Origin of the sequence: Streptomyces sp. BF23-19 (assembly GCF_041106355.1) — a bacterium.
GTDB classification, from domain to species: Bacteria; Actinomycetota; Actinomycetes; order Streptomycetales; family Streptomycetaceae; genus Streptomyces; species Streptomyces virginiae_A.
This window is the reverse complement of record NZ_JBGBPT010000091.1, coordinates 13,010-37,035: the sequence shown is the minus strand read 5'-3', so window position 1 is coordinate 37,035 and position 24,026 is coordinate 13,010. Positions and strand designations below refer to the sequence as shown.

Sequence of the window (24,026 nt, the reverse complement as noted above, 5' to 3'; positions counted from 1 at the left end):
GACGCACCAGCCGCGACTACCGCCGACCGCTGACGGCTCTCGGCCTCACGTGATCAACCCGGACAGATCCCGATCATACAATGACCCTGGCGTCCTTCCCCTGCCCAAGCCACTGCTTGCAGCGCTCGCGACCCTCCGGGCTCGTCAAGCGAAGGAGAAGCTCGCTGCGGGGGAAGGGTACGAGGCCAGCGGCTACGTGGTCGTTGACGAGCTGGGTCGGCCCTTCAAGACGGACAAGCTGCGTCGCGAGGCCCACCGGTTGATGGCCGAGGTCGGCGTGCGGAAGGTACGTCTGTACGACGCTTGGCACGCATGCCTCTCGTGGATGGCCAACAACGGCGTGCCCGACACCGTGGTCTCCGCGTGGGCGGGACACAGCGATCTGTCCTTCACCAAGCGGGTCTATGTTCACCCCGACCCGCAGAGCCTCAAGGCTGGTTCGGACAAGCTTGGGGAGCTGCTCGCCGCCTGAGGAAGATCCACCAGGTCTGTGACGAAATGTGACACGACAGCCCATAGAACGAACGAAAGCCCTGCCTCACCGAAGTGAGATAGGGCTCCGATCTGCGACTACGAGGCGAACCTCTAGTCGGGACGACAGGATTTGAACCTGCGACCCCTTGACCCCCAGTCAAGTGCGCTACCAAGCTGCGCCACGTCCCGTTGTGCCTTCGACCTGGGGTTTCCCCCTGCCCGGCGGCACATGCAGAACATTACCCCACGCCGAGGGGTGTGCATGCACGGGTAATCGGCAAGGGGCAGGATGGGGTGGTGAACGCACGGGATCGGGATGTCGACGGGCGGGCGCGCAGCGCGCGGCCCAGGGATGGGTTGGGGCGGCCGCTCGCCTACGGGGAGGCCGGGGTGGGGCGGCAGCCCGAGGGGGTGGTGCGCTCCCCCGGGGAGACCCTGCGGGAGGCGCAGCGGCTGTTGGACGCCGGGATGCCGTTCCACGCGCACGAGGTGTTCGAGGACGCCTGGAAGTCGGGGCCCGAGGCCGCGGCCCCGCTCTGGCGGGGGCTCGCGCAGCTCGCCGTCGGGTTGACGCACGCCGCGCGCGGCAACACGGTCGGCGGGGCGCGGCTGCTGCGGCGCGGGGCCGGGAGGATTGAGGGGCTGGACGGGAGCCCGTACGGGGTCGACGTGCCGGGCCTGGTCCGGTGGGCCGAGGGGCTGGCCGGCAGGGTGGCGGACGGGGGCCCGGCCGTCGATGCCGCGCGGGAGGCGCCGAGGCTGGCGGGTTAGGTCGTCTCTTTCGGATCGTGTCGGCCGAGCCCGCGCTGCCCGGCCGACACGATCCGGAAGAGACGACCTAAGCGGCGGGCTGGAGGAGGTCCCAGCGGTTGCCGTACAGGTCCTCGAAGACGGCGACGGAGCCGTACGCCTCGTGCCGCGGCTCCTCCAGGAAGCGGACGCCCTCGGTGGTCATCCGGGCGTGGTCGCGGGCGAAGTCGTCGGTGTACAGGAAGTGGCCGACGCGGCCGCCGGTCTGGTCGCCGACGCGGGAGCGCTGGGCGTCGTCCTTGGCCCGGGCCAGCAGGAGGGCGGATTCGGTGGCGCCGGGCGGTCGGACCACGACCCAGCGGGAGCCGTCCGGGCGGGCGGTGTCCTCGGCGAGGTCGAAGCCGAGGGCGCGGGTGTAGAAGTCGATGGCCTCGTCGTAGTCGTTGACGAGGAGGGCCGTGAGGGCGATGTGCGATGCCATGCCCTCATTGTGTCCCGGGCGCCGCCGCCAGCAGGATCACGTCCAGTCGGCGGGGGCCGTGGACGCCCTCCACCCGGTCGAGTTCGATGTCGCTGGTGGCGGAGGGGCCGGAGATCCAGGTCAGGGGGCGGGTCGGGTCCAGGAGCGGCAGGGCCTGCGGGACGGAGTCCACCACCTGGTCCGGGACCTTGATCACACAGATGTGGTGGTCCGGGATCAGGGTGATGCGGCGCCGGCCCTGGTCGGGGCCGCCGTCGAGGACGATCGTGCCGGTCTCGGCGACGGCCAGGGCGCAGCCGGTGACCACGCTGTCGACCCGGTCCAGTTCGTACGGGGTGGAGGCCTCCCGGTCGGGTACGCGGGTGGGACCCTCGGCCGGGAGCCAGTGCGGGGGCAGGCCGGGCGGGACGAGCACCGACCGGGCGCCCCGCTCGGCGAGCAGCCGTGTCAGCAGTGCGGACAGTGCCTCGCCGTCGGTGCGGTGGACGACGGCCCGGTACTCGGTGAGGTGGGCGGCGAGCAGGTCCACCCGCTCCGCGGGGGTGCGGACACCGTGGACGTGGAGGTAGTCGCGCGGGATCTCCGCGGACGGGCCGTCGGGGGACCGGCCGTCGGGCAGCGCCCGGCGGATCCGGCCCAGGATGCGGTCCTTGCTGCTCATCGCGGGGTGCTCCGTTCCCGGGCCCACCAGTCGCGGAAGGACTGCGCCGCCACGGTGGGCAGTTCACGGCTGTCGGTCCAGGCCCGCCCGGCCCCGGGGAGCCGGCGGGGGGCCAGCCGCCGGGCCCTGGCCAGCAGGCGCTCCCCCGCGCGCAGGGCCCCCGGGTGGTCCAGGAGCAGCCGGGCGGCGCGCATGGCGGCCCGTTCGGCGGTGTGGCCGTCGGCGGGGCGGAGGGTGACGCGGATGCCGTCGCGGGTCACCGGGCCGCCCTGGGCGACCCGTTCGCGGAGGTGGACGAGGACCTCGGGGATGTCGATGGCGACGGGGCAGACCTCGTAGCAGGCTCCGCACAGGGTGGAGGCGTAGGGCAGCGAGGCGTCGATCTCGCTGCCGGTGCCGCGTAGTTGGGGGCTGAGGATGGCGCCGATGGGGCCGGGGTAGACGGAGCCGTAGGCGTGGCCGCCGGCGCGTTCGTAGACCGGGCAGACGTTGAGGCAGGCGGAGCAGCGGATGCAGCGCAGGGCCTGGCGGCCGGTCTCGTCGGCGAGGGTGTCGGTGCGGCCGTTGTCGAGGAGGACGAGGTGGAAGGCGGCGGGCCCGTCGCCGTCCGTGGTACCCGTCCACATCGTCGTGTACGGGTTCATCCGCTCGGCCGTCGAGGAGCGAGGCAGGGTCTGGAGGAAGATCTCCAGGTCGCGGAAGGTGGGGACGACCTTCTCGATGCCGACGACGGAGATCAGGGTCTCGGGCAGGGTCAGGCACATCCGGCCGTTGCCCTCGGATTCCAGGACGACCATCGTGCCGGTCTCGGCGACCATGAAGTTGGCCCCGGACACGGCGACCTTGGCGCGCAGGAACTTCTCGCGCAGGTGCAGGCGCGCCGCCTCGGCGAGTTCCCGCGGGTCGTCGCCGAGGGATTCGGGGGTCGGCCCCAGTCGCCCATCTCGGCGCGGAAGATGTCGCGGATCTCGGCCCGGTTGCGGTGGATGGCCGGGACCAGGATGTGGGAGGGGCGGTCGTGGCCGAGCTGCACGATGAGTTCGGCGAGGTCGGTCTCGTACGCGGTGATCCCGGCGGCCTCCAGGGCCTCGTTGAGTCCGATCTCCTGGGTGGCCATGGACTTGACCTTGACGACCTCCCGTTCGCCGGTGGCTCGGACCAGTTCCGTGACAATCCGGTTGGCCTCGTCCGCGTCGGCGGCCCAGTGGACCGTGCCGCCGGCCGCCGTGACGGCCTCCTCCAACTGCAGCAGGTAGCGGTCGAGATGGCGCAGCGTGTGGTCCTTGACGGCCTTGCCGGCGGCGCGCAGCCGGTCCCAGTCGGCGAGTTCGGCGACGGCTCGCGCGCGTTTGTCGCGGATGGTGTGCGTGGCGCGGCGGAGGTTGGCGCGCAGGACCTCGTCCCGTACGGCCTCCCGTGCGGCGGCGGGGAACGGGGGCATGCCCAGGTACGTACCGCTCACGACAGCGGTTCCTCCTCGGTGGCGGCCAGGATCTCGGCGAGGTGCAGGGCCCGCATCGGGCTGTCCGCGCGGCGGAGCAGGCCGCCGAGGTGGGCGAGGCAGGAGTTGTCGGCGCCGCACAGCACCTGGGCTCCGGTGCCGGCCGCTGCCGTGATCTTGTCGGTGCCCATGGCGGTCGAGACGTCGGGGTTCTTGACGGCGAAGGTGCCGCCGAAGCCGCAGCACTCCTCGGCGCCCGGCAGCTCGACCAGGTCCAGGCCCTTCACCGCGGCCAGCAGCCGGCGCGGCCGGTCCCCGAGCCCCAGCCCGCGCAGGCCGTGACAGGAGGGGTGGTAGGTGACGGTGTGCGGGAAGTACGCGCCGACGTCGGTCACCCCGAGCACGTCGACCAGGAACTCGGTCAGCTCGTACACGCGCGGCGCGAGCGCGGCGGCCGCGTCGGCGAGCTCGCTGCCGCGCCCCTCCGCAGCCGCCTTCCGGCCGATGCGCGGGTAGTGCTCGCGGATCATCGCGGCGCAGGATCCGGAGGGGGTGACCACGTACGCGTGTCCCGCGAAGGCCCGCGCGGTGCGCCGCATCAGCGGTTCGGTCTCGTACCGGTAGCCGGTGTTGTACTGCGGCTGCCCGCAGCAGCTCTGGGCGGCCGGGAAGTCCACGTCGACCCCGAGCCGCTCCAGGAGGCGTACGACGGCGATGCCGGTCCGCGGGTAGAGCGCGTCGTTGACGCAGGTGACGAACAGGGCGGCTCGCATGATGGGCACAATAGCCCCGTGAAGAAGTTCTCAGTGATCGGCATAGGCGCGGGCGACCCGGACCATCTGACCCTCCAGGCGGTCAGGGCGATCGGCGCGGCGGACGCATTCCTCATTCTGGAGAAGGGCGAGGAGAAGGCGGATCTGACCGGGCTGCGGCGGGCGATGCTCGACGCGCACGCCCGTCCCGGCCACCGGTTGGTGGAGGGCCGCGATCCGGACCGGGACCGGACGCCCGCCGACTACACCCCGACGGTGGACGGCTGGCGCAGTGCGCGGGCCGAGCTCTTCGAGCGCTTCATCGCGGAGGATCTGGCGGACGGCGAGACCGGGGCGTTCCTGGTCTGGGGCGATCCCTCCCTCTACGACTCCACGCTCGCGATCCTCGACGAGGTGCTGGAGCACGGCCGGGTGGCTTTCGAGCACGAGGTCGTGCCCGGCATCAGCAGCATCTCGGCGCTGCTGGCGCGGCACCGGACCACCTTGAACCGGGTCGGGCGGCCGGTCCAGATCACCACCGGGCGCAGGCTGGCCGAGGGCTGGCCCGAGGACGTGGACGACGTGGTGGTGATGCTGGACGCGCGGCACGCCTTCACCGCCCACCTGGACCAGGACCTCTACATCTACTGGGGGGCCTACGTCGGTACCCCGGACGAGATCCTGGTGCAGGGCAAGCTCGCGGAGGTCGCCGGGCAGATCGAGGAACTGCGCACCGAGGCCCGCGCCCGCAAGGGCTGGATCATGGACACGTACCTGCTCAGGCGCGCCTGAGGTAGGACGGGAGGACGGCGGCGAGGCGTTCGTACTCCTCGGGGCGGTTGTAGATCTGGCCGCAGACGCGGATGCCGCCGCCGCCCGGCCAGGGCCAGATCAGTACCCGGATGCCCTGCTCGGCCGCGATCCGCTCGCGCAGTTCCTGGGCCCGGTCCGGGGTCTCGGCCACCCCGGGCGGCAGGCGCAGGGTGCGCATGGCGAGGGCCTCGCCGTGCGGGAGCGGGGTGAGCCCGGGGAGCTCGGCGAGCAGGGCCGCGCCGTGGGCGGCCAGCGCGCTGTTGTGGGCCCGGACCTTGGCCGCGTCGAGGCGTTCGAGGAGGTCGAGCCCGTCGGGGGCGGCCAGCCAGCCGGTGTAGTCGGCGGTGGCGCGGTTCTCGACGGAACGCGGGAAGCCGTGCCGGTCCTCCCAGGACGGTACGAGGGCCCGGATCCGGCGGCGGTGCTGCGGGGCGACGGCCAGGACGGCGCTGCCGGAGGGCGCGTAGCCCCATTTATGGAGGTTGCCGAACCAGAAGTCGGCGCCGCCCGCGAGGGGGTCGGCGAGCATGCCCAGGGCGTGGGCTCCGTCCACGACGGTGGTGACCCCGCGGGCGCGCAGGTCCGCGAGGAGCCGGGCGGAGGCGATGATCCGGGCGGTGGGCGAGCTGACCTGGTCGAGTACGGCCACCCGCGTACGGGGGGTCAGCGCGGCCAGCACGGTCTCCCGTACGGCGTCCTCGTCGGGCAGGTGGGGATCGAGGGCGACGGTGGTGACGGGGGCGCGGCGGGCGGCGGCCGCGACGACGGTGCCGTAGCCGTGGTCGGTGACCAGGATCTCGTCGCCGTCGGCGAGCGGGACGGCGTCCAGGGCCAGGTTGGCGCCCTCGGTGGCGTTGGCGATGAAGGCGATCCCGTCGGGGTCGGCGCCCAGGTGCGCGGCGATCCGGGTACGGGCCTCGGCGAGGCGGTCCGGGACGGCGACGAAGAAGGCGTCGGGGTCGGCGTGCACCTCGGCGCGGAGCGCGGCCTGTGTCTCCTGGACGGGGACGGGGACCGCGCCGAAGGAGCCGTGGTTGAGATGGGCGACGCGGGGGTCCAGGCGGAACAGGGCGGGCCCGCCGGGGAACTCCTGGGCGGACCCGGCGGGACGTATCGGCTCGGTCACTGCTCCTCCGGGGGTGCGGCGCGGCTGTCCCTCGGATCATCTCCCGCGGCCGCGGGCTCCGGTAGACCGCCGCCGCCGAAGGCCCGGCGCCCGTGGGCGAGCAGCTCGCGCACGGCGGGGCCGTGCGCGGCGCGCCAGACCAGGCAGAGCAGGGCGGGGATGTCGACGTCGTCGATGACGCGGGCGCTGAGGCGGTCGCGGTAGCTCTCGGCCATCGACTCGCTGAGGACGGCGACGCCCAGGCCGCGCGCGGCGAGGTCGGCCATGGCGTCCGCGGCCCCCGCCTGCAGGGCGATCACCGGCTGGAGCCGCTGTGCGGCACAGGCCTGGTCGAGGACGGTGCGCAGGCCGGTGCCGGCGGGCATGCAGATGACCGGGTGGTCGGCGAGGTCGCGCAGGGTGACCCGGCGCCGGTGGGCCAGCGGGTGATCGGGCGGGACCGCGACGACGAGCCGCTCGCTGACGAGGGTGAGGGCTTCCAGTCCGGCCGGGGTGGCGGTCGCGGTCCCGATGAGGGCCACGTCGACCGTGCCGGAGCGGACCCCTTGGACGAGCCGGTCGGAGTTGTCCTCCAGCAGGGCGATCTCCACACCGGGGTGGGCCCGGTGGAAGGCGGCGAGGGCGTCGAAGAGCGGGGTGACGGTGCAGCCGACGACCATGCCGACCGTGATCCGGCCCCGGATCACGCCGGCCACGTCCCCCACCGCCTGGCCCACCGCCGCGGCGGCGGCGAGCGCGGCGCGGGCGGGTGCGAGGGCGGCCGCTCCGGCGGCGGTGAGGGTGGCGGTGCGGGCCGAGCGGTCGAACAGCTCGGCGCCGAGCTCCCGTTCCAGTTGGCGGATCTGGGCGCTGACCCCGGACTGGCTGATGTGCACCCGCTCGGCCGCCCGGGTGAAGTTCTGTTCCTCGGCGACGGCGACGAAGTAGGCGAGCTGCCTCAGTTCCATGACTGTGGATTCTAGTGACCAGAAGATCCATCTGTTGGACTTCTGGTCAGCCGAAGATCAGGCTGGAGGTACGAAGCGCAGCGGACGTACCCATCCCACGGAGGTAGTCGTGTACGAGAAGGCGATGCGGCCCGAGGACATCACCCGCCTGTTCGTCGAGCGTTCCAACGCCGGCGACGCGTCGGGCGTCGCCGCGCTCTACGAGGAGGACGCGGTGCTGGCGTACCCGCCCGGGGAGCTGACGGTGGGCCGCGAGGCGATCTCGGCCCTGTGGGAGAGGGTGCTGGCCCGCCGCCCCGTCTTCGAGCCGGAGGCGCCGCTGCCGACGCTGGTCAGCGGTGACATCGCGCTGACCTCGACCCCGCCGAAGGACGGCTCCGGCGCCCGTGCGCAGGTCGTCCGCCGTCAGCCGGACGGCAGCTGGCTGCGCCTGCTCGACCAGCCGGAGTTCGCCCCGCCGACCGACTGACCGGCGAGCGGGCGGGCGGGCGGGGCAAACGGGCAGGCGGGCGGGCCTACTGTTCCCGGCCGCTGGTCGCCGCGTAGTACTGGAGGTCCTGCACCTCCACCTTGTGGTCCACCCGGTACGGCAGGTCGACCTTCACCCCGCCCTTCCCGTCCCGGACGACCTGCGCCGAGCTGGTGCCGGCCGTCAGTTGGATCAGCTGCGCGTGGATCCCCGCGGGGGCCTCGTAACCGCCCTGCGCGGTGCCGACGGTCGTACGGACGGTTCCGGCCCCGGTGAGGAAGCTGAGCACCTCCACCTTGTCCCGGGGCGGGGCGCTCCCCTTGCGGAGCGACATGACCAGCGACTGGTCGCCCGTCGGGTCGGCGTCCGCGAACTGCGTGCGCGCGGAGAGGTAGAGGGTGTCCCGGACGATCTTCGGCCAGCTGCCCGTCTTGAACTTGGTGAGGTAGTACGAGGTCAGGTCCAGGTACGCGTGGCCGTTGTGCAGGGAGGGCGCGAACTGGCTGCCCTCCGAGTAGTCGTTCCAGGTGGTGAGCTGAACCCAGTCCGCGCCGTCCTCGATGGCGTGCGTCCAGGTGGAGCGCAGGGTCGCGGTGTTGCCCGCCTCGTCGTAGATGCCCTGGTTGGGGCGCGCGTCCTGGACCGACACCGGCTGCATCCAGATCTTGCCCATGTCGTGGGCCCGCCGGACGTCGCGCGTGGAGCTCTCCTGGCCGACGTAGCTACGGCTGCCCCACTCGGAGAAGCCGTGGCTGATCCGGGCGAACTCGTCGCTGTGGGCGCCGAAGTCGAGGAAGAGCGGGACGAAGGCGGTGCGGATGTCGTGCTCGGACTTCAGGAGGGCGATGACCTCGGTCCACCAGGCGACGCTCTTCTCCTCCGCCTTGAAGGGGGAGACCACGAGGCGGCCGTCGGGGAGCCGGTGCGCGGCGGAGGCGTCGGCGAGGGTGGCGATCGCCTCGGCGAGCACGGCGGGGTCGTCGGCCTTCAGGGAGGTCATGTCCGGCATCAGCATGATCTTGAAGGCCGGGTCCACCGAACGGGCCGCCGCCATCAGCAGGTTGCTGCGGTCCCAGTTCTTGCCGGAGAGGGAGAGCAGGTCGAGGGTGAAGCCGTCGATGCCCGCCGCGCGGGCCGTGCGCACCTCCTGCTGGAGGTTGGCGTACTCCCAGTCGCCGCTCTTGGGGGTCACGGGCAGCGGCCGGTCGCGCAGCAGGCCGCCGTAGCGGCCGTGCTTCCCGCTCTCGCCGTCGGGGTTCAGGTAGTTACGGGTGTAGTAGTCCCGGTCCGCGGCCGCGTTGTCCAGGGAGAGCGGGTAGGGGGTGAAGTAGTGGGCGAACACCAGCTTCTTGCCCGCTCCGCCCGAGCGCAGGGCGGCCGGCGCGGGCATGTCGAAGGGCAGGGCTCCGGTGGGGCGTTCGGCCCCGGAGTCCACCGCGTTCTCGGGGTTGCCCTTGGCGGCCGCGCCCTTGGTGGGCGCCGGGGGCGGGGCGGGTGACGGGGCGGCCTCGCCGGGCACGCCGGGCGAGCCGCCGGTCGCGGTGGCCACCGGGAGGTCGCCGGGGGCCGCGGCCCCCTGCACGGAACCCGCGTCGCTCGGGTCCCAGGCGATTCCGGTGGCCGCGCAGACCCCGACCAGGAAGAAGGCGGAGAGCAAGGTGGCGAGCAGCGGCCTGCGGCCCCGGAAGGCCGGCCGGCGCCGGTGCGAGACGGGTCCGGCCGCCCGGCCCGCGCCCTGTGCCCGTCCGCCCGCACGATGCCGTGCTCGCCGGTCCGTTCGCCGGTCCGCTGTCATTCTGGTCCCTCCCGCGAATATGCCCCCACTGGGGGCTGCACAGCAGTAGAGCCCAATCCCGGCTTCCGGACAACCGTTCCCAGGACGCGGAGTTCGGGTACGTACGTCACACGGACCACGGGAACTACGCCGCCCGTCCGGCGGCCCGTACGAAGTCCCCACCTGGGCCGCAGCGAACCCGTTCTTCGGAATGCGACATTCCCCTAGCCTTACGGCGCAAGTGGCGCATAATCGTCGTCACGCGGCTCGAAAAAACCCTCGTGCCGCACTTGGTCACGCATGCAGTGGGGGCATCGTGCCGATGGGGGAATCCGGGGCCATGGGGGAAGCCGGGTCGATGAGGGAAACAGGCTTATCCGCAACGCTGCCGGCGACGTCCGCCGAGATGTCCCGGCTGCTCACCGCCGTCCGGCGGGGGCGCGTGCTGACCGTGGCGGGAGCCTTCCGCGAGCCGCGGAGCCTGCTGGTGCGGGAGATCGCACGGCGGATCGCGTCCAACTTCTACGACGGGGTGGCCGTCGTCGCCATGAACCCGCAGCACGGCGGCTACGGGGTCCGGGAACTGACGGCCGAGCTGGGCTCCGTACCCGGCATGCCCGCACCGGCCCGAGGGACGGCGAACACCGCCTCGTGGCTGGCCGAACGCGACATGCTGCTCGTCCTGGACGGCGCGGAGCAACTCGGCCCGGACGCCCTGGCCTGGCTACGGAATCTGCTGACCGTGGCACCGGGGCTGCGGATCCTGGCGGCCGGGCGGTCCCCGTTGGCCTTCGAGCAGGAGCGGATCCACCAGCTCTGATCCGCCGGCCTGACCCATGCACCGGACGTCCACGGCTCCCGCTCCGGGCTACGGCTCGGCTCCCCCGAACTCCCGTTACGTGCGCGGCACAGCGCCGCCATGGGGCCGCCACAGCCCTGCCATGGTGCTGCCACACCCCACCTCTAGGGTCTGACCTGCGGGTTCGACGGTGCGCGAGGACCGCCGCGAACCCCCGTGCGTACGTTTCCTTCCCCGCACGTACAGGGGACCCTTCGTGAGCACCCCGGCCCGCCCCGGAACGCGCCCCCGCAACGCGCCGGTCGGCAGGGCCGATGCCACGGGCGCGGTCGCCGGCACCGGCTGACCCGGACACCGATCGACCGGACACCCCCTAGGAGAGACCGATGCCGCCCGAACCCTGCTGCACCCCCGGACGCGAGAGCTCCGCCGAGGTCCTGGCCCTGACCCGGCGGCCGGAACCCGCGCCCGTGGCGGCCGCTGCGGCGGACCCGGCGGCGGCGCGTGCCGTACGGGACCTGGTCGCCCTCGCGGGCGGCCGATTCCTGATGGGGACCGAGGACCCGGACGGGTTCCCGGCGGACGGCGAGGGTCCGGTGCGTCAGGAGGTGGTCGGGGCGTTCCGTATCGCCCCGACCACCGTCACCAACGCGCAGTTCGCGTCCTTCGTGAAGGCCACCGGCCATGTCACGGAGGCGGAGTCCTTCGGCTTCAGCTTCGTCTTCGCCGGTTTCCTCTCCGGCGCACTCGCGGCCACCTCGCCCGCGGTGGCCGGGACCCCGTGGTGGCGGGCCGTCTCCGGGGCCGACTGGCGCCACCCGGAGGGCCCCGGCTCCTCCTTCGCCGCCCGCCGGCACCACCCCGTGGTGCACGTCTCCTGGCACGACGCCCAGGCGTACTGCGCCTGGTCCGGGACCCGGCTGCCCACGGAGCCGGAGTGGGAGTTCGCGGCCCGCGGCGGGCTGGAGCAGAAGCGCTACCCGTGGGGTGACGAACTGCGGCCCGGCGGGCGCTACATGTGCAACATCTGGAACGGTGACTTCCCCGTCCACAACACCCGGGCCGACGGGTACGCGGGCACGGCCCCGGTCAAGGCCTTCCGGCCCAACGGGTACGGCCTCCACCAGACGGTCGGCAACGTGTGGGAGTGGTCCGCCGACCGCTTCTCGCCCACCGGCCCGGAACGGGCCATGCGCGGCGGCTCCCACATGTGCCACGACTCGTACTGCAACCGCTACCGGGTCGCGGCACGCACCCGCAACACCCCGGACAGCTCCGCCGGGAACATCGGCTTCCGGGTGGCCGCCGACGTCAGCCCAGCTGCCGGCTGAGCTGCCGCCACACCGGGGCCGGACAGCGCCCCTGCGGGCGGGACTTGAGGAACATCCCGTAATCGACCAGACGCGGCGTCCGGCCGAACTCCACCCAGTGGGCGCGCCCGGAAGCCTTGTCCCAGCCCTCGTTGGGGATCCGGATGTGGTCGGCGCGCCCGTCCTTGTCCTTGGTGGTGATCTGGGCGACCTCCGCGTGGCCGGGATGGACGGCCAGTACCACGCAGTAGTGGCGCAGCTGCCGCGCCGGGTCCTCGCGCAGCGGCACCATGGCCAGCCAGATCTCCCCCGGTGCCGGCCGGTGGGTGCCGACGGCGACGCGCGGGCCGCCGCGGGAGGCGTCCCACCGGCGGACCGCCACGACGAAGGCGAGCGCCACCAGACCCGCGGCCATGCTCTCGGCCATGGCCCGGACGTTCCACACCGGATGATCCCCGACCTGGCCCTCCGTCCACCACAGCGCCGCGGCGACGAGCGCGAGCAGGGCCACCGCGCGGGCCGGGACCAGCCACCAGCCGCCGGCCCGGCGGCGCGAGGCGAACAGGGCCAGCAGCAGGGCCACGACGGTCGGGATGGCGTAGACGACGAGGTACTGGCCGAAGCCCTGCAGCTGTTGCGGCGGTGACTGCTCGGCCAGCAGATCGGGCAGTGCCAGCGGCACCGCCAGCAGATAGCCCACGGTGGGCAGGACGAACAGCACGAGCAGGAGCCCGGCGCATCCGAAACCGGCGCAGGACGTGTCGGAACGGCGTGCCACAGAACCCCCAGAGCGTTTTCGGCGCGGTCCCGGCCGACCCGCGGCGGGCGCCCGGCACGCCCCGGGTCACCGACCCCGAACGCTAGCGCAGGGCCCACTCCTCGGCCAGGAGTCCCATGACGACCTCGTCCTGGAAGGAGCCGTACACCCACGCCGAGCGGCGCAGCAGGCCCTCCTGTACGAAGCCCGCGGCACGCGCGGCACCGATCATCGCCGCGTTGTCGGCGAGGGTCTCCAGCTGGAGGCGGCCGAGCCCGCGCACGGTGAATCCGTAGCGGCACAGCAGCTGGACGACCTCCTGGCCCAGCCCCCGCCCGCGCATGCCCGGTCGCAGCGAGATGCCGAGGTGGGCGCAGCGGTTGTGGGTGTCGATGCCCCAGAGCAGGGCCTCCCCGGCGGGCTCCGCGGAGGCCAGGTCGACCACGGTGAAGACCGCCGCGTCCTCGGTGGGCGCACCCACCTCGTACGGCGAGTGGCCGCCGGTGGCCGACCGCGGGCTCCAGGGCCGGGAGTCGGCCCGTGAGCGCGTCACGACGTCCTCGTACAGCTCGGCGTGCAGAACGGGTACGTCCTCGGGGAGGCGGGCGCGCAGGCCGGCCAGGTGTCCGCTGATCACCGGCCCTTCCTAGCCGCCGGCGGGCGCGGGCCGCAATGGGGTTTCGGTCCTCCGTGCCCCGGACACCGCCCCGGACACGGCCTCGGACACGGCTCCGCCCCGGCCGGGCACGGGGCCGGCCGGGGCGGAGCGGATCACGTCGTCACGGACGACGCGTGGGTACGACTGTCGGCATCAGCCCAGGAGGGCGAGCGCCTCGTTGAGGGTCGCGGACGGGCGCATGATCGCCGCGGCCTTCGTGGCGTCGGGCTGGTAGTAGCCGCCGATCTCGGCCGGGGAGCCCTGCACCGCGACGAGCTCGGCGACGATGGTCTCCTCCTGCTCCGCCAGCGCCTTGGCGACCGGCTCGAAGGCCTTGGCCAGCTCGGCGTCGTCGGTCTGCTTGGCCAGCTCCTGCGCCCAGTAGGTGGCGAGGTAGAAGTGGCTGCCGCGGTTGTCGATGCCGCCCAGCTTGCGGCTCGGCGACTTGTCCTCGTTGAGGAAGGTGCCGGTCGCGCGGTCCAGGGTGTCGGCCAGCACCTGGGCGCGGGCGTTGCCGGTGGTGGTCGCGAGGTGCTCGAAGCTGGCGGCCAGCGCGAAGAACTCGCCCAGGCTGTCCCAGCGCAGGTAGTTCTCCTTGACCAGCTGCTGGACGTGCTTCGGGGCGGAGCCGCCGGCGCCCGTCTCGAAGAGGCCGCCGCCGTTCATCAGCGGGACGACCGACAGCATCTTGGCGCTGGTGCCCAGCTCCAGGATGGGGAAGAGGTCGGTCAGGTAGTCACGCAGCACGTTGCCGGTCACCGAGATGGTGTCCTCGCCGCGGCGGATGCGCTCCAGGGAGAAGGCGGTGGCCTCGACCGGGGAGAGGATCTTGATGGTCAGACCCTCGGTGTCGTGCTCGGCGAGGTACGTCTTGACCTTGGCGATCAGCTGCGCGTCGTGGGCGCGGTTCTCGTCCAGCCAGAAGACGGCCGGGACGCCGGTGGCGCGGGCGCGGGTGACGGCGAGCTTGACCCAGTCCTGGACGGGGAGGTCCTTGGTCTGGCAGGCGCGGAAGATGTCACCGGCGGCGACCTCCTGCTCCAGGACCGTGTTGCCCGCGGCGTCGACCAGGCGGACGGTGCCCGCGGTGGCGGTCTCGAAGGTCTTGTCGTGGCTGCCGTACTCCTCGGCCTTCTGGGCCATGAGACCGACGTTGGGGACCGAGCCCATGGTGGACGGGTCGAAGGCGCCGTGGGCGCGGCAGTCGTCGACGACGACCTGGTAGACGCCGGCGTAGCTGCTGTCCGGGAGGACGGCGAGGGTGTCGGCCTCGGCGCCGTCCGGGCCCCACATGTGGCCGGAGGTGCGGATCATGGCCGGCATCGAGGCGTCGACGATGACGTCGGACGGCACGTGCAGGTTGGTGATGCCCTTGTCGGAGTCGACCATCGCGAGGGCCGGGCCCTCGGCGATCTCGGCGTCGATCGAGGCCTTGATCGCGTCGCCGTCGGCCAGCGCGCCCAGGCCGTTCAGGATGGCGCCGAGGCCGTCGTTGGGCGACAGGCCGGCGGCGGCCAGGGTCTCGCCGTAGCGGGCGAAGGTCTTCGGGAGGAACGCGCGGACCACGTGGCCGAAGATGATCGGGTCGGAGACCTTCATCATCGTGGCCTTGAGGTGCACGGAGAACAGCACGCCCTCGGCCTTGGCACGCTCGATCTGGTCGTTCAGGAAGGTGCGCAGCGCGTCGACGTGCAGGACGGACGCGTCCACGACCTCACCGGCGAGGACCGGTACGGACTCGCGCAGCACGGTGGTGGCGCCGTCGGCGGCGACGTGCTCGATGCGCAGGGTGCCGGCCTCGGCGATGACGGTGGACTTCTCCGTGGAGCGGAAGTCGTTCTCGCCCATGGTGGCGACGTTCGTCTTCGACTCGGTGGTCCAGGCGCCCATGCGGTGCGGGTGCGTCTTGGCGTAGTTCTTGACCGAGGCGGGGGCGCGGCGGTCGGAGTTGCCCTCGCGCAGGACCGGGTTGACGGCGCTGCCCTTGACCTTGTCGTAGCGGGCGCGGATGTCGCGCTCCTCGTCGGTCTTCGGGTCGTCCGGGTAGTCCGGGAGGGCGTAGCCCTGGCCCTGGAGCTCGGCGACCGCGGCCTTGAGCTGCGGGATCGAGGCCGAGATGTTCGGAAGCTTGATGATGTTGGCTTCCGGGGTCTTCGCCAGCTCGCCGAGCTCGGCGAGGGCGTCGGCGATCCGCTGGCTCTCCTGGAGGTACTCCGGGAAGACGGCGATGATCCGACCGGCCAGGGAGATGTCACGGGTCTCGACATTCACACCGGCCGTCGACGCGTACGCCTGGATCACAGGCAGGAAGGAATACGTCGCGAGGGCCGGGGCCTCGTCAGTGTGCGTGTAGATGATGGTCGAGTCAGTCACCGGATGCTCCGCTCCACAGTCTGCGTCTCTCGTCTGCAACATTGCTCGACATCAAGATATCTCGTGATCGGGCCGGTCAGCACAGCCCCCGGCCGCCAGTCCGCGAGACGCATGTCACGCGGCGCCCGACGGCCCCCGGAAATGCCGAGAGCGCCGCCCACGGCCGTTGCCGGCCGGGGCGACGCTCGGGTGTTCAGGCCTTGATCAGGCCCGTACGGCAGATCAGGCGGCGTAGGCCTTCGGGTCCGCACCGTACTCGTTCGGCTGCGGCTGACCGGCGGTGGCGGTCAGGACGAGCAGCCAGATGCCACCGATGAACGGCACGAAGGCGATGAAGTACCAGGCGCCGGACTTGCCGAGGTCGTGCAGACGACGGACGGTGACCGCCAGCGACGGCACGAAGGTGCCGAGGAAGTACAGGCCGACGAGCAGCGGGTAGGTGCCCAGCAGGCCGTCGAGGATCATCAGGACGATCGCGATGGCCACCTGGAAGAGGGTGAACATCCAGTACTCCTGGCGGCGCGCGCGGCCCGAGAAGACGGCGTACTTCTTCAGAACATCGGTGTAGTGGTTCATGAGGGTCCCCCCAGAGGACGGTTGGTTCGGCCCGTCCTGCTGGAGCAAGCCGGGGCAGAACTTATGCCCCCCTTACGTCGCGGTCAAGCCACTTACGGGGAGGCCAAATCGGCTGGACCGCCCGATTTCCGGCACCGGAGTTACGACTTCGGGACACAGTCGCAACACCATGTCCCTGAACGTCCGAAACGTCCGCACAAGAGGCCCACTTGACGCCCCCACAGCTGCTCTGATCGTTACCCACATCGTTATCGCCCCGCGACACCGCGGGCCGGGACGGGGAGGAAGGCTCCCGCCCCGGTCCGGGGCGCACCGTCAGCCGATGTGGAAGGAGTCCCCGTAGACCTTCCAGTCGAGCGGCGTGTTGAGGTTGAAATTGCCCTTCTTCAGGAAGACCCGCTGCGCGGTGTCGACCCGGCTGGTGTCGCTGTGCGCCTCCTCCTGCTTCATCGCCCAGACCCGGGCGTCGAGGAAGGCGTTCAGGTAAGCGGTCTCGTTGCCGCCCTGGGACGGGGGCTTGGCCTTGGACAGGGCGCGTTTGCGGATGTTGCGGAAGCTCGTGGAGTCGCCGCCGTCGCCGTGCATGACGATGGCGTCGTAGTAGATGAACTGCCCCAGCACGCCGACCCCGTCGGCCTTGCCCTGGTTCACGGACGGGTTGAAGTAGACCCGGTCGCGCTCGTGGTCCTGGGCCTTCCTGAAGTCGGCGTCCTGAGCCGCCTTCGCCCAGTCCTTGGTGAAGTTCGGATCGAGGCCGGCGTGCGAGTCGCTGCCGTCGACCTTGCGCAGGGCGGGAAGGTACTTGGCGAGGACATTGCCCGGCTTGATCTGCGTGTAGTACTCGACGAGGTCGAGCATGTCGCCGGTGCCGGAACAGAATCCGATGATGCCGGCCGTGTAACCGCGGCCGTCGTCTATGTCCTCGATGTACTTGTACTGCGCCTTCCAGTCCAGCGAGGAGTTCTCCGCACTGGAGACGATCTTCATGGCGATCTCCTTCTTCGCCGGATCGTCGAGTCCGACGGCCGCCGCCACCGGGGCCTGCGCCGTGGGGGCGGGGGCCGTGGTGGCGTGGGCGGCGACGGGGACGGCGATCAGCGCGCTGCCGAGCAGTGCGCCGATCGCCAGCATCTTGCGGCGGGGGGTGAACACAAGGCCTCCATCTGGTAGTTGAGGCGTCCCAGCTTCGTTAGGAAACTTTACTACCAGAGCTGACGGCAGCTCAATACCCGGGCGCGCCCCAGGGAATGGCCGCGTCCGGTCAGAGCCAGCCGTTACGCCTGAACCCCCGGTGGATGACGAAGCAGGCGAGCGCCATGACGCCGAGGACCAGCGGATAGCCGTAGGTCCAGTGCAGTTCGGGCATGTGGTCGAAGTTCATGCCGTACACCCCGCAGACCATCGTCGGCACGGCGACGATCGCCGCCCATGCCGTGATCTTGCGCATGTCCTCGTTCTGAGCGACGGTCACCTGCGCCAAGTGGGCCTGCAGGATCGAGTCGAGGAGGTTGTCGTAGGCGCCGATCTGTTCCGTCGCCCGGGTCAGGTGGTCCGCCACGTTCCGGAAGTACGCGCGGGTCTCCGGCGGGATGACCGGTATCGGCTGCGTCGCCAATTGCTGGAGCGGGCGGCTCAGCGGCGCCACCGCCCGCCGGAGCTCCAGGAGTTCGCGCTTGAGCTGGTAGATCCGCCCCGCGTCGCCGCGGCCGCCGGCCTCGCTGAACACCGCGGTCTCGACGGCGTCGATGTCGTTCTGCACCGCGTCCGTCACGGCCACGTAGTCGTCGACCACGTGGTCGGCCATGGCGTGCAGAACGGCCGCGGACCCGTTGGCCAGTTGGTCCGGGGCGGCCTCCAACTCCTCGCGGACCGGGCCCAGTGTGCCGCGGCCGCCGTGCCGGATGGTGATGATGAAGTCCTGGCCGGTGAAGGCCATCAGCTCACCGGTCTCCACCACCTCGCTGGTCGCGGTCAGCTCCTCGTGCTCCACGTAGCGCACGGTCTTGAAGACGGAGAACAACGTGTCGTCGTAGCGCTCCACCTTGGGACGCTGGTGCGCGTTCACCGCGTCCTCGACGGCGAGGGGGTGCAGGCCGAACAGCTCGGCCAGCCCGGCCAGCTCCGACCTCGCCGGCTCGTGCAGACCGATCCAGACGAAGCCGTCACCCGTCTTACGGACCCGGCGCAGCGCCTCCTCGACCTCGGCGCAGTCCTCCTGCCGTACGCCGTCGCGGTAGACGATGCAGTTGACCACCGCGCTGCCGAGCGGGGAGCGGGCCGGATGACTGAGGTCGACGGCCCGCCGGTAGCTGCGCCGCACGACCCGGCGCAGGTTGCTGAACATGGACAACGGCGTACTCTCCTTCGGCGGATCAGCGGCCAGTCTGCCATCGCCGCCGGAACGCCTGCGTCCGGGCTCACCGCCCGGGGGATCCCGCCGCCCCGTATCAGACCCGGTCGATGAACACGCTCGTCGACTTCACCCGCGCCGTGGCCCGCGCGCCCACCTCCAGCCCGAGCTCCTCCACCGCCTCGCGCGTCAGCAGCGACACGATCCGGTGCGGCCCCGCCTGGATCTCCACCTGCGCGTCGACGGTGCCCAGCTTCACCCCGGTGACGATGCCGGGGAAGGCGTTGCGGGCCGAGGTGTACGGGGCCTCCTCGCCCTCGGCACCCTCCTGAGCGGCCTCGACGCAGAAGGCGGCGAGGTCGGGCCCCTCCACCATGCGCCGGGTGCCCTCGCGATGGGTGGGGAAGCGTTCGGCATCCGCCCAGCGCCGGGCCGTGTCGACGCTGACGCCGAGCAGCCGGGCGGCCTGGCCGATCGTGTAGGACTCCATGGTCCGCAGCTTAGGGGGTGTCTTGTCGATCAGGTCGGATCGGGCCGGGTGGGACCGGGTCAGGCCGGATCGGTCCGGTCAGGCCGGATCGGTCCGGGTCAGGCCGCGGGGGTGCGGAGCGATTCCCGGGCCGCCGCCGCGATCACCTCCGCGACCGTCGACAGCGCGGGCGAGTCGAGCCTCCACTGCTGCCAGTACAGGGGGACGTCCATCGGCCGCAGCGGCTCCAACAGCACCAACTGCCCCGTCCGCACCAGCGGTCTCGACTGCTGTTCCGGCACCAGCCCCCACCCCAGCCCCGCGACCACCGCGTCGCGGAACCCCTCCGACGTCGGTATGTAGTGCCGTACCGGCCCCGCCCCGATCGCCGGGTCCCCCGTCAGCGCGCGGACGAAGGCGTCCTGGTGGTCGTCCTTCCGGTCGAACACGATCGTCGGCGCCTCCCGCAGGTCCCGCTCCGGCTCCCCCGTCAGGTACCGGGCCGCGAACGCGGGACTCGCCACCGGCAGGTACCGGACCAGGCCCAGCATCCGTACGCTGCAGCCGGCCACCGGGTCGGGCGAGGAGGTCACCGCCGCCATCACCTGCCCCTCCCGCAGCAGCGCGGTCGTGTGCGACTCGTCCTCGCGGTGGAGCTCGACGCAGACCGGCGGATCCTGCGGCACCCGTGCCAGCGCCGGCAGGAACCAGGTGGCGAGGGAGTCCGCGTTCACCGCGATCGGCAGCCGCACCGGGCCCGTCCCGTCGGCCATCCCCAGCTCGGCGCGCGCGTCGCGCTCCAGGCGGGCCAGCTGCCGGGCGAAGCGGACCACCACCTCCCCGGATTCGGTCGCCCGCACCGGCTTCGTCCGCATCAGCAGAACCCGCCCGGTCCGCTGCTCCAGCGCCTTGACCCGTTGGCTGACCGCGGAGGGGGTCACGTGCAGGGCGGCCGCCGCCGCGTCGAAGGTGCCCTCGTCCAGCACGGCGAGCAGCGTGCGTACCTGATCCAGCGGAAGCTCATCCATCACGAATGCTAATGGTACGTAAAAATCTTTAGCTGTACTGAATCCATCTCGCTGCCTACCGTCGATGTCATGCACTACGGCAACGTCACCGCCGCCCTGGCCGGCTTCGGCAGCGGATTCTCCCTCCTCGTCGCCATCGGCGCGCAGAACGCCTTCGTCCTTCGCCAGGGCGCGCGCCGTCACGCGATCCTCGCCGTGGTCGCCATCTGTGCCGTCTCCGACGCGGTCCTCATCTCCCTCGGCGTCGCCGGCGTCGGCGCCTTCGTCACGGCCTGGCCGGCCGCCCTGACAGTGGTCGGACTGGCCGGGGGCGGGTTCCTGATCTGCTACGGAGTCCTCGCCGCCCGCCGGGTGCTGCGGCCCGCCCCCGGCGCCGCCCTCACCACGGAGGGCGCGACGAGCGGGTCCGCCCGCCGGGCCGTGCTGACCGCACTGGCCATGACCTGGCTCAACCCGCACGTCTACCTGGACACCGTGTTGCTCCTCGGCTCCCTCGCCGCCGACCGCGGGGACCTGCGCTGGGCCTTCGCCATCGGGGCCGTGCTGGCCAGCCTGACCTGGTTCGCGGCTCTGGGCTACGGGGCCCGGCTGCTCAGCGGCCTGCTCGCCCGTCCGGCCGCCTGGCGGGTCCTGGACGGGCTCGTCGCTGCGACCATGGTCACCATGGGCGGCCTGCTGCTGGCCCGCGCCTAGGGGGTGCTCGTGCCGCCGACCCGATCCTCAGGAGCCCGCCGTGCCCGACCGTCCCTCCCCGCTCGTGACCGCCGCCGGGGTCGTCCTGGACACGCGCGGGCGGGTCCTCGTACTGACCACCCCCGGCCGGACGGAACCGGGGCTTCCGGGCGGCGTGGTCGAGGGCACCGAGACCCCGGAGGAAGGGCTGGCCCGCGCGTTGCGTCAGGGGCTGGGCCTCGCCCGGCGGGCCGGCCGGCTGCTGGCGGTGGACTCCCGGCCGCCCGGTCCGACCGGCCGCTCCCTGATCGTGCACCTCCATCTCGTCGGCCCGCTCCCACCGCTGGAGGCGGCGGCGATCTCCGTCCCCGGCGGGGAGGGCACCGAGGCGCGCTGGCTCCCGCCGGAGGCGGCCTGTGCGCTGCTGCCCGCCCCCGTCGCGCCTCGGCTGCGCGCCGCGCTGGCCGCCCTGCACGCCGGCTCCTTCGCCCATCTCGTCGACGGGGAGCCCCAGCCCGGCTCCCCGGCCGGGCTGGACCCGGCCCGGCGCGTCGCCCTGGAGCACTCGGGCACCCTCGACCCGGCCGGCCACCGGGCCAGCCGCCCCAAGGCGGTGACCTCGGCGAGCGTGCTGTTCACCGGCTCCGACGGCCGGATCCTGCTGGTGCAGCCCGCGTACGGCCGGTCCGACCGCTGGAACCTGCCGGGCGGCGGCATCGACAGCGACCTCGGCGAGATCCCGCGCGCCGCCGCCCGGCGGGAGGTCCACGAGGAGCTGGGGTTGGACCTCGCCCCGGGCCGGCTGCTCGCCGTGAACTGGGCCCACAAGCCCGGCCGTCCGGCCCGTATCCGCTTCCTCTACGACGGCGGTGTCCTCGACGCTTCCGTCCTCGCCCGCATCCGGCTGGACCCGACCGAGCTGCTCCAGTGGCGCACCGTCACCCCCGCGGAGCTCCCCGGCCTGGTCAAACCCGCCCTGCGCCGCCAGATCACCGCCTGCCTGACCGCCCGCGCCACGGGCGCCGGCCCGCTGGAACTCCACGCGGGCCGCCCCTGACCGATGGCCCGGTCGCCGCCGTGCCGAGCCGCGGCGGCGGGGTTACCGTCGGCGGCATGGACGGTGATCGCCGGCGGTGGCGCCAGTGCCTGCTCGGCGGGGCGGTGTTCGCCGTGTGCATGGCGGGCACCACACTGCCCACCCCCCTGTACGGGCTCTACCAGGAGAAGTTCGGTTTCTCCGAGCTGATGGTGACCGTCGTGTACGCCGTGTACGCCTTCGGGGTGATCGGCGTACTGCTGCTGGCGGGCAACGCCTCGGACACCGTCGGCAGGCGGCCCGTGCTGATGGCCGGCCTGGCCTTCTCGGCCGCCAGCGCCGTCTGCTTCCTGTGCGCCACCGGCATGGGCTGGCTGTACGCGGGCCGGCTGCTGTCGGGACTGTCCGCCGGACTGTTCACCGGGGCCGCCACGGCCTACGTGCTGGAACTGGCCCCGAAGGACAGCGCCTCACGGGCCACCTTCGTGGCGACGGCCGCCAACATGGGCGGGCTGGGCTGCGGCCCGCTGCTGGCCGGAGTGCTCGCGCAGTACGCCGCCTGGCCGCTGTACCTGCCGTTCGTCGTGCACCTCGCGCTGGTGGCCGTCTCGGCCGTCGTCCTGGCGCGGCTCCCCGAGACCGTGCGGGACCGGCAGCCGCTGAGCACCGTACGACCGCAGCGGCCCGGCCTGCCCCCGCAGGTGCGGTCCGTGTTCGCGCCCGCGGCGATCGCCTCCTTCGTCGGCTTCGCGCTGTTCGGGGTGTTCACCTCGGTCAGCCCCGCCTTCCTCGCCGAGTCCCTGGACGTGCACAACCACGCGGTGAGCGGGCTGATCGTCGCGCTGGCCTTCTTCGCCTCGACCGCCGGGCAACTGGCGGTCGGCCGGATCGGGGTGGCCCGGTCGCTGCCGCTCGGCTGCGCCGGGCTGCTCGCCGGGCTGGCGCTGCTCGCGGGCGCGCTGTGGTGGGACCTGCTGGCGCTGGTGGTGGCGAGCGCCGTGGTCGGCGGGGTCGGACAGGGCCTGGCGTTCCGCGGGGCACTGTCCGCGGTGGCCGCGGCCTCGCCGCCGGACCGCCGGGCGGCGGTGATCTCGATGCTGTTCGTGGTGGCGTACACGGGCATCTCGCTGCCGGTGATCGGGGTGGGGCTGCTGGTGGGCCCGATCGGTCTGGAGGGCGCCGGGCTCGTGTTCATCGCCTGCATGGCCGTACTGGTCGTGGCCGCGGCCGGGTACCTGCTGCGCCGACCGGCGCGGGCCCACGCCTGAGGCGCGCCCGTGGCCGCCGCGGCTCACGCCGGGTGCGCGCCGCCGGTCAGCCGATCCCCGAGGGGGCTGCGGCGGTACAGGACCTGCCGTCCATGGCGCGCCCGGGAGACGAGGCCGGTGGCGTACAACACGCCCAGGTGCTGGGAGACGGCGCTCGCGGTGACCCCGAGGCGCCGGGCGAGCTCGACCGTGGGCAGTGGCTCGTCGAGCAGGCCGAGCAGTCTCGCCTTGGGCGCGCCGACCAGGGACACCAGGGCGGCCGTGTCGGCGACGGGCTCGCGCACCCACAGCGTGGCCACACCGCGGCTCGGGTACGCCAGCGTCGGTGCTTCCTCCGGGCTGACCGGCGGTGCGGGCTTGTGCGCGAACACGGACGGTACGAGGAGCAGCCCGCGGCCGGAGGCCACGACGCGGTGCCGGCTGATCATCTGCCCGATGTGCAGCACGCCGCCCTGCCAGCGCAGGTTCGGGTGCATGTCGGCGAAGAGCAGGCGGGCCCCGCCCATGGCCAGCCGGCGCGCGCGGTAGGTCATGTCGGCCTCCAGCAGGAGGCGCATCCGCGGCCACATCGGCCGGACGGCGGCCTCCCAGTACCGGTGCAGGACCGCGCAGAGGGCGTCGCGGAGGGCGAGGACGGGGCCGTCCCCGGGGGCGAGGGCGGCGGCCAGCGGGGCGGGGAGCGGGTCGGGCTCGTGCGCGGCCGACAGATCGCGGCGGACCAGGTCGGGGGGTGTGCGGCGGACGGTGGCCAGTTCGTCCTCGAAGGAGGGGGCGAAGCTCGCGGGCCTCGGGGTCAGGAAGTCGGGCAGGGTGCGCCGGACCGCGACCACGGACATCAGCAGTTCGGTGTCGAGCCCGTCGAGCTCGGCGAGTGCGCCGAGGACCTGTCGGCGCCACGGGAGGTGGAGGGCGGACAGGCCCGGCTCGCGCAGCACGCGCAGGCTGAGCACGGTCTCGTACAGGGGCGACAGGGCGAATCGGGTGTCGGCGAGGTCCTCGACGCCGAGTTCGAAGCTGATCATTGAGCCATACGCTACATCCA

The 24,026-nt window shown here is 72.6% G+C and carries 24 protein-coding genes, 1 tRNA gene and 1 pseudogene; 9 read left to right on the top strand and 17 right to left on the bottom strand.

Annotated elements, in window-relative coordinates; translation table 11 throughout:
• Positions 1-472 (top strand): tyrosine-type recombinase/integrase (locus AB8A24_RS35945; RefSeq protein WP_369478597.1); only part of this gene is annotated, 472 nt, incomplete at its 5' end.
• Between the two features lie 117 nt (positions 473-589).
• Here AB8A24_RS35945 and AB8A24_RS35940 read toward each other — a convergent pair.
• Positions 590-663: transfer RNA gene (locus tag AB8A24_RS35940), tRNA-Pro, on the bottom strand.
• Between the two features lie 108 nt (positions 664-771).
• Between AB8A24_RS35940 and AB8A24_RS35935 the strand changes: the two genes are divergently transcribed.
• A complete protein-coding gene (locus AB8A24_RS35935) occupies positions 772-1,245 on the top strand; it encodes a DUF309 domain-containing protein (RefSeq protein WP_369478596.1) in 474 nt (157 codons plus the stop codon).
• A gap of 67 nt (positions 1,246-1,312) precedes the next feature.
• Here AB8A24_RS35935 and AB8A24_RS35930 read toward each other — a convergent pair whose 3' ends face one another.
• The 4 genes and pseudogenes from AB8A24_RS35930 to AB8A24_RS35915 all read right to left on the bottom strand — a co-directional run bounded on the left by AB8A24_RS35930 (position 1,313) and on the right by AB8A24_RS35915 (position 4,580).
• Positions 1,313-1,705, bottom strand: coding sequence for a VOC family protein (locus AB8A24_RS35930; protein ID WP_369478595.1), 393 nt, complete (start codon positions 1,703-1,705; stop codon positions 1,313-1,315).
• 4 nt (positions 1,706-1,709) lie between these two features.
• Positions 1,710-2,366 (bottom strand): lactate utilization protein C, encoded by a 657-nt coding sequence (locus tag AB8A24_RS35925; protein WP_369478594.1) that lies wholly within the window; start codon positions 2,364-2,366, stop codon positions 1,710-1,712.
• Positions 2,363-3,828, bottom strand: a pseudogene (locus AB8A24_RS35920) (lactate utilization protein B). Before AB8A24_RS35920 ends, AB8A24_RS35925 begins: the two are co-directional and overlap by 4 nt.
• Positions 3,825-4,580: a (Fe-S)-binding protein gene (locus AB8A24_RS35915; RefSeq protein WP_328960790.1), complete on the bottom strand. Its 756-nt coding sequence runs from the start codon at positions 4,578-4,580 to the stop codon at positions 3,825-3,827. The pseudogene AB8A24_RS35920 and the gene AB8A24_RS35915 overlap by 4 nt, the downstream one beginning before the upstream one ends.
• Positions 4,581-4,598: 18 nt before the next feature.
• Between AB8A24_RS35915 and cobF the strand changes: the two genes are divergently transcribed.
• Entirely contained in the window at positions 4,599-5,351 is a 753-nt protein-coding gene (cobF, locus tag AB8A24_RS35910) for a precorrin-6A synthase (deacetylating) (protein ID WP_369478593.1), read from the top strand.
• Here cobF and AB8A24_RS35905 read toward each other — a convergent pair.
• Both AB8A24_RS35905 and AB8A24_RS35900 read right to left on the bottom strand, forming a co-directional pair.
• Positions 5,338-6,498, bottom strand: a complete 1,161-nt coding sequence (locus AB8A24_RS35905; RefSeq protein WP_369478592.1) for an aminotransferase class V-fold PLP-dependent enzyme — start codon at positions 6,496-6,498, stop codon at positions 5,338-5,340. The genes cobF and AB8A24_RS35905 overlap by 14 nt on opposite strands.
• On the bottom strand, positions 6,495-7,445 hold the full coding sequence (locus AB8A24_RS35900) for a LysR family transcriptional regulator (protein WP_369478591.1): 951 nt from the start codon (positions 7,443-7,445) through the stop codon (positions 6,495-6,497). Before AB8A24_RS35900 ends, AB8A24_RS35905 begins: the two co-directional genes overlap by 4 nt.
• A 124-nt stretch (positions 7,446-7,569) precedes the next feature.
• Between AB8A24_RS35900 and AB8A24_RS35895 the strand changes: the two genes are divergently transcribed.
• Entirely contained in the window at positions 7,570-7,914 is a 345-nt protein-coding gene (locus AB8A24_RS35895; RefSeq protein ID WP_369478599.1) for a nuclear transport factor 2 family protein, read from the top strand.
• A 46-nt stretch (positions 7,915-7,960) separates the two neighbouring features.
• Here the strand turns inward: AB8A24_RS35895 and AB8A24_RS35890 are convergent, their stop codons facing one another.
• The gene (locus AB8A24_RS35890; protein ID WP_369478590.1) at positions 7,961-9,709 is read right to left on the bottom strand and encodes a glycoside hydrolase family 71 protein; all 1,749 of its coding nucleotides are present in this window, start codon (positions 9,707-9,709) and stop codon (positions 7,961-7,963) included.
• A 385-nt stretch (positions 9,710-10,094) separates the two neighbouring features.
• Here AB8A24_RS35890 and AB8A24_RS35885 point away from each other — a divergent pair, with 385 nt between their 5' ends.
• Both AB8A24_RS35885 and AB8A24_RS35880 read left to right on the top strand, forming a co-directional pair.
• Positions 10,095-10,508 (top strand): hypothetical protein, encoded by a 414-nt coding sequence (locus tag AB8A24_RS35885; RefSeq protein ID WP_030727879.1) that lies wholly within the window; start codon positions 10,095-10,097, stop codon positions 10,506-10,508.
• A 365-nt stretch (positions 10,509-10,873) separates the two neighbouring features.
• Positions 10,874-11,818 carry a formylglycine-generating enzyme family protein gene (locus AB8A24_RS35880; RefSeq protein ID WP_369478589.1) on the top strand — a complete coding sequence of 315 codons (945 nt, stop codon included), beginning with the start codon at positions 10,874-10,876 and terminating at the stop codon, positions 11,816-11,818.
• Here AB8A24_RS35880 and AB8A24_RS35875 read toward each other — a convergent pair.
• The 8 genes from AB8A24_RS35875 to AB8A24_RS35840 form a co-directional block, all read right to left on the bottom strand.
• Positions 11,799-12,575: a hypothetical protein gene (locus AB8A24_RS35875; RefSeq protein WP_328960796.1), complete on the bottom strand. Its 777-nt coding sequence runs from the start codon at positions 12,573-12,575 to the stop codon at positions 11,799-11,801. The genes AB8A24_RS35880 and AB8A24_RS35875 overlap by 20 nt on opposite strands.
• Before the next feature lie 82 nt (positions 12,576-12,657).
• Positions 12,658-13,191, bottom strand: a complete 534-nt coding sequence (locus AB8A24_RS35870) for a GNAT family protein (RefSeq protein ID WP_328960797.1) — start codon at positions 13,189-13,191, stop codon at positions 12,658-12,660.
• Positions 13,192-13,365: 174 nt separating this feature from the next.
• Complete coding sequence (locus tag AB8A24_RS35865) at positions 13,366-15,585, bottom strand: NADP-dependent isocitrate dehydrogenase (protein ID WP_369478588.1); 2,220 nt, start codon at positions 15,583-15,585, stop codon at positions 13,366-13,368.
• A gap of 222 nt (positions 15,586-15,807) precedes the next feature.
• Positions 15,808-16,161 carry a DUF805 domain-containing protein gene (locus AB8A24_RS35860; RefSeq protein ID WP_266377033.1) on the bottom strand — a complete coding sequence of 118 codons (354 nt, stop codon included), beginning with the start codon at positions 16,159-16,161 and terminating at the stop codon, positions 15,808-15,810.
• Between the two features lie 315 nt (positions 16,162-16,476).
• Positions 16,477-17,292 carry a chitosanase gene (locus AB8A24_RS35855; RefSeq protein WP_328965802.1) on the bottom strand — a complete coding sequence of 272 codons (816 nt, stop codon included), beginning with the start codon at positions 17,290-17,292 and terminating at the stop codon, positions 16,477-16,479.
• 130 nt (positions 17,293-17,422) lie between these two features.
• Complete coding sequence (gene corA, locus AB8A24_RS35850; protein WP_369478598.1) at positions 17,423-18,505, bottom strand: magnesium/cobalt transporter CorA; 1,083 nt, start codon at positions 18,503-18,505, stop codon at positions 17,423-17,425.
• Between the two features lie 103 nt (positions 18,506-18,608).
• Positions 18,609-19,001 carry a TOBE domain-containing protein gene (locus AB8A24_RS35845; RefSeq protein ID WP_328960799.1) on the bottom strand — a complete coding sequence of 131 codons (393 nt, stop codon included), beginning with the start codon at positions 18,999-19,001 and terminating at the stop codon, positions 18,609-18,611.
• A 98-nt stretch (positions 19,002-19,099) separates the two neighbouring features.
• On the bottom strand, positions 19,100-20,008 hold the full coding sequence (locus AB8A24_RS35840) for a LysR family transcriptional regulator ArgP (protein WP_328960800.1): 909 nt from the start codon (positions 20,006-20,008) through the stop codon (positions 19,100-19,102).
• A gap of 69 nt (positions 20,009-20,077) precedes the next feature.
• Between AB8A24_RS35840 and AB8A24_RS35835 the strand changes: the two genes are divergently transcribed.
• From AB8A24_RS35835 to AB8A24_RS35825, 3 genes are read left to right on the top strand one after another with little or no spacing between them, the layout of a single operon-like run.
• Positions 20,078-20,701, top strand: a complete 624-nt coding sequence (locus AB8A24_RS35835) for a LysE/ArgO family amino acid transporter (RefSeq protein ID WP_328960801.1) — start codon at positions 20,078-20,080, stop codon at positions 20,699-20,701.
• A gap of 40 nt (positions 20,702-20,741) precedes the next feature.
• Complete coding sequence (locus tag AB8A24_RS35830; protein WP_369478587.1) at positions 20,742-21,737, top strand: NUDIX domain-containing protein; 996 nt, start codon at positions 20,742-20,744, stop codon at positions 21,735-21,737.
• 56 nt (positions 21,738-21,793) lie between these two features.
• Positions 21,794-22,984, top strand: coding sequence for an MFS transporter (locus AB8A24_RS35825; RefSeq protein ID WP_369478586.1), 1,191 nt, complete (start codon positions 21,794-21,796; stop codon positions 22,982-22,984).
• Positions 22,985-23,007: 23 nt separating this feature from the next.
• On the opposite strand, the gene AB8A24_RS35820 is transcribed toward AB8A24_RS35825, so the two are convergent.
• Positions 23,008-24,006, bottom strand: coding sequence for an ArsR/SmtB family transcription factor (locus tag AB8A24_RS35820; protein ID WP_369478585.1), 999 nt, complete (start codon positions 24,004-24,006; stop codon positions 23,008-23,010).
• Positions 24,007-24,026 lie beyond the last annotated feature (20 nt).

Bases quoted from the DNA above. Each gene is read 5' to 3' on its own strand.
- AB8A24_RS35840 (WP_328960800.1), bottom strand. From the start codon at position 20,008: ATGGATGAGCTTCCGCTGGATCAGGTACGCACGCTGCTCGCCGTGCTG.
- AB8A24_RS35845 (WP_328960799.1), bottom strand. From the start codon at position 19,001: ATGGAGTCCTACACGATCGGCCAGGCCGCCCGGCTGCTCGGCGTCAGC.
- AB8A24_RS35825 (WP_369478586.1), top strand. From the start codon at position 21,794: ATGGACGGTGATCGCCGGCGGTGGCGCCAGTGCCTGCTCGGCGGGGCG.
- AB8A24_RS35925 (WP_369478594.1), bottom strand. From the start codon at position 2,366: ATGAGCAGCAAGGACCGCATCCTGGGCCGGATCCGCCGGGCGCTGCCC.
- AB8A24_RS35885 (WP_030727879.1), top strand. From the start codon at position 10,095: ATGTCCCGGCTGCTCACCGCCGTCCGGCGGGGGCGCGTGCTGACCGTG.
- AB8A24_RS35860 (WP_266377033.1), bottom strand. From the start codon at position 16,161: ATGAACCACTACACCGATGTTCTGAAGAAGTACGCCGTCTTCTCGGGC.
- AB8A24_RS35930 (WP_369478595.1), bottom strand. From the start codon at position 1,705: ATGGCATCGCACATCGCCCTCACGGCCCTCCTCGTCAACGACTACGAC.
- AB8A24_RS35835 (WP_328960801.1), top strand. From the start codon at position 20,078: ATGCACTACGGCAACGTCACCGCCGCCCTGGCCGGCTTCGGCAGCGGA.
- AB8A24_RS35890 (WP_369478590.1), bottom strand. From the start codon at position 9,709: ATGACAGCGGACCGGCGAACGGACCGGCGAGCACGGCATCGTGCGGGC.
- AB8A24_RS35820 (WP_369478585.1), bottom strand. From the start codon at position 24,006: ATGATCAGCTTCGAACTCGGCGTCGAGGACCTCGCCGACACCCGATTC.
- corA (WP_369478598.1), bottom strand. From the start codon at position 18,505: ATGTTCAGCAACCTGCGCCGGGTCGTGCGGCGCAGCTACCGGCGGGCC.
- AB8A24_RS35915 (WP_328960790.1), bottom strand. From the start codon at position 4,580: ATGCGAGCCGCCCTGTTCGTCACCTGCGTCAACGACGCGCTCTACCCG.
- AB8A24_RS35855 (WP_328965802.1), bottom strand. From the start codon at position 17,292: ATGCTGGCGATCGGCGCACTGCTCGGCAGCGCGCTGATCGCCGTCCCC.
- AB8A24_RS35895 (WP_369478599.1), top strand. From the start codon at position 7,570: ATGCGGCCCGAGGACATCACCCGCCTGTTCGTCGAGCGTTCCAACGCC.
- AB8A24_RS35900 (WP_369478591.1), bottom strand. From the start codon at position 7,445: ATGGAACTGAGGCAGCTCGCCTACTTCGTCGCCGTCGCCGAGGAACAG.
- AB8A24_RS35880 (WP_369478589.1), top strand. From the start codon at position 10,874: ATGCCGCCCGAACCCTGCTGCACCCCCGGACGCGAGAGCTCCGCCGAG.